General features: G+C 32.2%; 5 protein-coding genes and 2 pseudogenes. 2 read left to right on the top strand and 5 right to left on the bottom strand.

Annotated features, from left to right (window positions below):
- Positions 1-67: 67 nt before the first annotated feature.
- A complete protein-coding gene (locus HX743_RS15640) occupies positions 68-370 on the bottom strand; it encodes a helix-turn-helix domain-containing protein (protein ID WP_001140620.1) in 303 nt (100 codons plus the stop codon).
- Positions 363-719, bottom strand: a complete 357-nt coding sequence (locus HX743_RS15645) for a type II toxin-antitoxin system RelE/ParE family toxin (RefSeq protein ID WP_004668307.1) — start codon at positions 717-719, stop codon at positions 363-365. The genes HX743_RS15640 and HX743_RS15645 overlap by 8 nt, the downstream gene beginning before the upstream one ends.
- Before the next feature lie 603 nt (positions 720-1322).
- Here HX743_RS15645 and HX743_RS15650 point away from each other — a divergent pair.
- The gene (locus HX743_RS15650; RefSeq protein ID WP_070155403.1) at positions 1323-1736 is read left to right on the top strand and encodes a hypothetical protein; all 414 of its coding nucleotides are present in this window, start codon (positions 1323-1325) and stop codon (positions 1734-1736) included.
- Between the two features lie 2 nt (positions 1737-1738).
- Positions 1739-2053: a hypothetical protein gene (locus tag HX743_RS15655; protein WP_070155405.1), complete on the top strand. Its 315-nt coding sequence runs from the start codon at positions 1739-1741 to the stop codon at positions 2051-2053.
- A 51-nt stretch (positions 2054-2104) separates the two neighbouring features.
- On the opposite strand, the pseudogene HX743_RS16625 reads toward HX743_RS15655, so the two are convergent.
- The 3 genes and pseudogenes from HX743_RS16625 to HX743_RS15665 all read right to left on the bottom strand — a co-directional run.
- A pseudogene (locus tag HX743_RS16625) lies at positions 2105-2227 on the bottom strand (helix-turn-helix domain-containing protein); the annotation flags it as partial.
- Positions 2228-2246: 19 nt separating this feature from the next.
- A complete protein-coding gene (locus HX743_RS15660; RefSeq protein WP_178319646.1) occupies positions 2247-2747 on the bottom strand; it encodes a YqhA family protein in 501 nt (166 codons plus the stop codon).
- Between the two features lie 153 nt (positions 2748-2900).
- A pseudogene (locus HX743_RS15665) lies at positions 2901-3311 on the bottom strand (transposase); the annotation flags it as partial.
- Between the last annotated feature and the right edge of the window lie 316 nt (positions 3312-3627).

A 3627-nucleotide genomic window follows, 5' to 3' on the forward strand; every position in this document is an offset into this window, starting at 1 on the left:
ATATTTACCGTTGGGTTCAACGTTATACGAATCTAAAAATGGGAGCCTATAGCTCCCATTTTTATTGTTAAACGTTGAATCCTATATGTTTTCCTGTTGGAAGCTCTACATCAATACGGAGCTTCCCACCCATTGCCTCAACATACTTTTTCATGGTTGAAATCTTAAGATCATTGCCACGATTTTCTATTGCTGAAAGCGATGGCTGTTTTATTCCCAAAGTTTCAGCAAGCTCTTTTTGAGAAATTTCGAGTTCTTCACGAATAAGATGAAGCTGATTTTCTAGCAGTAATTCATCAGCCATTTTTTGAATACGGGCTTGGCTCTCTGGAGAGCGGCTAGCTAACAATTCTTGCAGAGTCTTAGCCATTAGATTTATCTCCTAGGGTAGTGAGATGAAGTTGGTATTGTTCATCTGCAATATCCAGCATGTCTTTATAAAAACGCTTTTTACCGCCTTTATCAGCAATACATAGAACAATAGCCTGTCGTAAGGGATCAAATGCGAAGAAAGCTCTTAAGGGTCTACCGCGATGTTGAACACGCAGTTCTTTCATATTGGTAAATTTAGACTCATACACAGTATCTACTAAAGGACGGCCTAAACTCGGTCCCTGCTGCTGTAGAACAACCAGGGCAGCTAGGACCTTCTCTTGTGTAGGTTCATCTTGCTGTTCAAGCCACTGATTAAATAGATCTGTCGTAATGACTGTCCACATACCACAACCAGAATATAGATTATAGTCTATATTTTAGGGGCATTATGTTTGTTTTGCAAATGAGAAAGGATAGGCAATAAAAAACCCCGGTATCCTGCCGGGGTTTTTTATTGTGCGATCTTTGGTAGGTGCTGCTCTACCTCACAATCCTAGTGTTAGAACTTATCATTGTTGTTTTTTGCTCCGGAACATCATGTTCCTGTATGAATCTATCGTAGGGATATTCTAGCTATCCTGATAGCCGCAAAGAACTGGAATTTGAGTAAGCTAAAGCGTACAAAGTGCCTGAAATTTATCCACAAGAAATGGGGATAATTTTGAACATTCACGCATTGATAAAATTTAAAAAATCGCAAAATCGACTACTTTTTAAACAAAATTATTGGCAAGAACTATCAAAACCGCCTAAAAAAAAAGCCGACTTGTTTCCAAGTCGGCTTTTTGCGGTTTTTGTGATGAGGGTGAATTTTTTAAGTTATTGATTTTTAACTTAATATACAAATGCATTTCGTATAACCACCATTATGTTAAATAGAATCAAAAAACCTCCAATAAAATCGTTATAGTATTATTATTTATTGAGTAGATAAGAGAATTAAATTAGTGAAATACTCAAATGAACAAATAGTAAAAGCACTCTTACTTGCTCCTTTACCTTTACTTTTTTTAACAACAGTCCTGTTTATCGCAGTGAATCACGAATACAGCCTATACTCGATTTTCGTAGTTCTTGTAGGACACGGTCTTATTTACTTGGCTTATTGTATTTTGACTGTGCCTTTTAGCTACATATTCTCAATTCTTTTAAATCGTTATAACAGTCTTAATTTATTAACCATCTGTATTACCTCTCTAATTATTGCTACTCCATTTTTTATTCTTTTAGGATGGGGGCATACTGGAAAGATTGCTGAAGATTGGTGGAAGATGTATACCAATACATGGGCTAGCTTTCTGGCTCTATTTCCTGGCTTATGTTATTGGCTGTTTTTAATTAACTTAAAAGATAAAGAATAGTTATGAAAAAAATATTATATTTTAATTTTTTAGCGATTATTTTGACTTACGTATCTTTGCTTTATCAAAAAAATATATTAGTTGCTCGCATAGTTGTAGATAAGCTTGAAAAAGTTAAAGTCATAGCTGGGGGATTTCCTCTCCAGTTCCTTATAGATGGTGAAACCTCTCCAGTCGGAAGTATAAGTATCAATCCTTTATTTATTTTCATCGGCATGGATCAATTTGTTTTTCTCAATTTTTTTATTGATTATTTATTTTGGATAAGTATTTTATTTGCTTTTTCTATGATTGTGAAAAAGTACAGAATTGTATAGATCTTCTAAAATTAACATAATACACCTTATACGAAGTCAAAAAAATGGGAGCTAAGCTCCCATTTTTAATGCATTTAAAATTCGAATCAATGTTGCTGCTGGTCCTGTTGGATAGCGTCGGCTTTGTTCCCAGTTTTGCAGAGTACGATGGCTAATGAAAAGAGTAATTTTAAATGAGTCCTTGCGATTTAAGTTATTCATTGTCTTTGTGATGATCATTATCTAATAGCTTACAAGTAAAAATTATTGCTAATATGACTAGGCTAGAAGAAATACCAGCATATAAGTTGGCTAAAGTTCCACCAAAAACAACAATATCTTCTAAAAACAAGATGACTATAACTATAATAGATACATGTAATATAATAATTTTTAGATCATGAAACTTATTAATTGATAGTGTCTTAAGAAAAGAACTATTGTCAAAAATAGCTTGTTGAATAAATAATTTATAAAAACCTGCTGAAATTAAATGAAATGTAATAGCAATTAACGAGACATCGAGGATTTTTAAAAATTTAACAACAACTATTTTTACTTCAAAATTAGTTGCATATATATTTTTTATAATAAAAATTATTGCATCAATTAGAAGGTATATAGTTGATAAATATAAAAAAATAGAAGATATTATGCAATTTATAATAACTATAATAACTAAAAATCTACTCTTTTCAAAAAAATTTTGTAGCACTTGATAACATCCATTAAATGAAAAAAACAAACAACTATTAATCAAAATCGCGGATAAGAAATTGATTTAAAAATGAAGAAGACTAATGTGGTTCCGTTAATTAGACAACTCAATTCAGTTTTATAAGTGATAAACCCGCTCTAAATATTTAAATTATGCTGCCATTACTTTTAGTAAATGTTGATCATAAAATTCATTCGGTGTTGCCTTATTCAAACTTGAATGAGGACGTATCATGTTATAAAAATCCAAATATTCAGCAATTGATTGTATCGCTTGTTTAACCGTATCGTAAGCCTTCAAATAGACTTCCTCATGCTTCACGCTGCGCCATAAACGCTCAATCATCACATTATCCATCCATCGTCCTTTTCCATCCATACTGATACGGATATTTCGCAATTTTAACTCATTCAAAAATGCCTCGCTTGTGAATTGACTGCCTTGGTCTGTATTAAAGACTTCAGGACAACCATATTTCACAATTGCTTCTTGCAACGCATCTATGCAAAAGTCTGTTTCCATACTGATCGATACACGATGAGCCAGTGCTTTACGACTATAGGCATGGTCTAAAATCCTAGACCCACATCATTTTGATCATAATTGATTTGAGTAAGAAAGAATTATTATGCAATAACTTATCTTTAAAAATTAATGATGAGAAAGAGTTTTTTATAAATTCTTATTTTAAAGACTTTCTAAAATTAACATAATACGCGTTATACGAATCCCAAGGCATGGCTTTTAGTCATGCTTTTTTTATCAAAAGAGTATACCTGAATGATAGCGAGCCAAATCGCATACAATATCTATCATTAGACTTAATGCAATAATTAAATGATAGTATTATCATTAATCTAATAGAATTAAGATTAAA

The sequence above is a fragment of the Acinetobacter sp. Swhac1 genome (assembly GCF_013390985.1).
GTDB lineage: Bacteria > Pseudomonadota > Gammaproteobacteria > Pseudomonadales > Moraxellaceae > Acinetobacter > Acinetobacter towneri.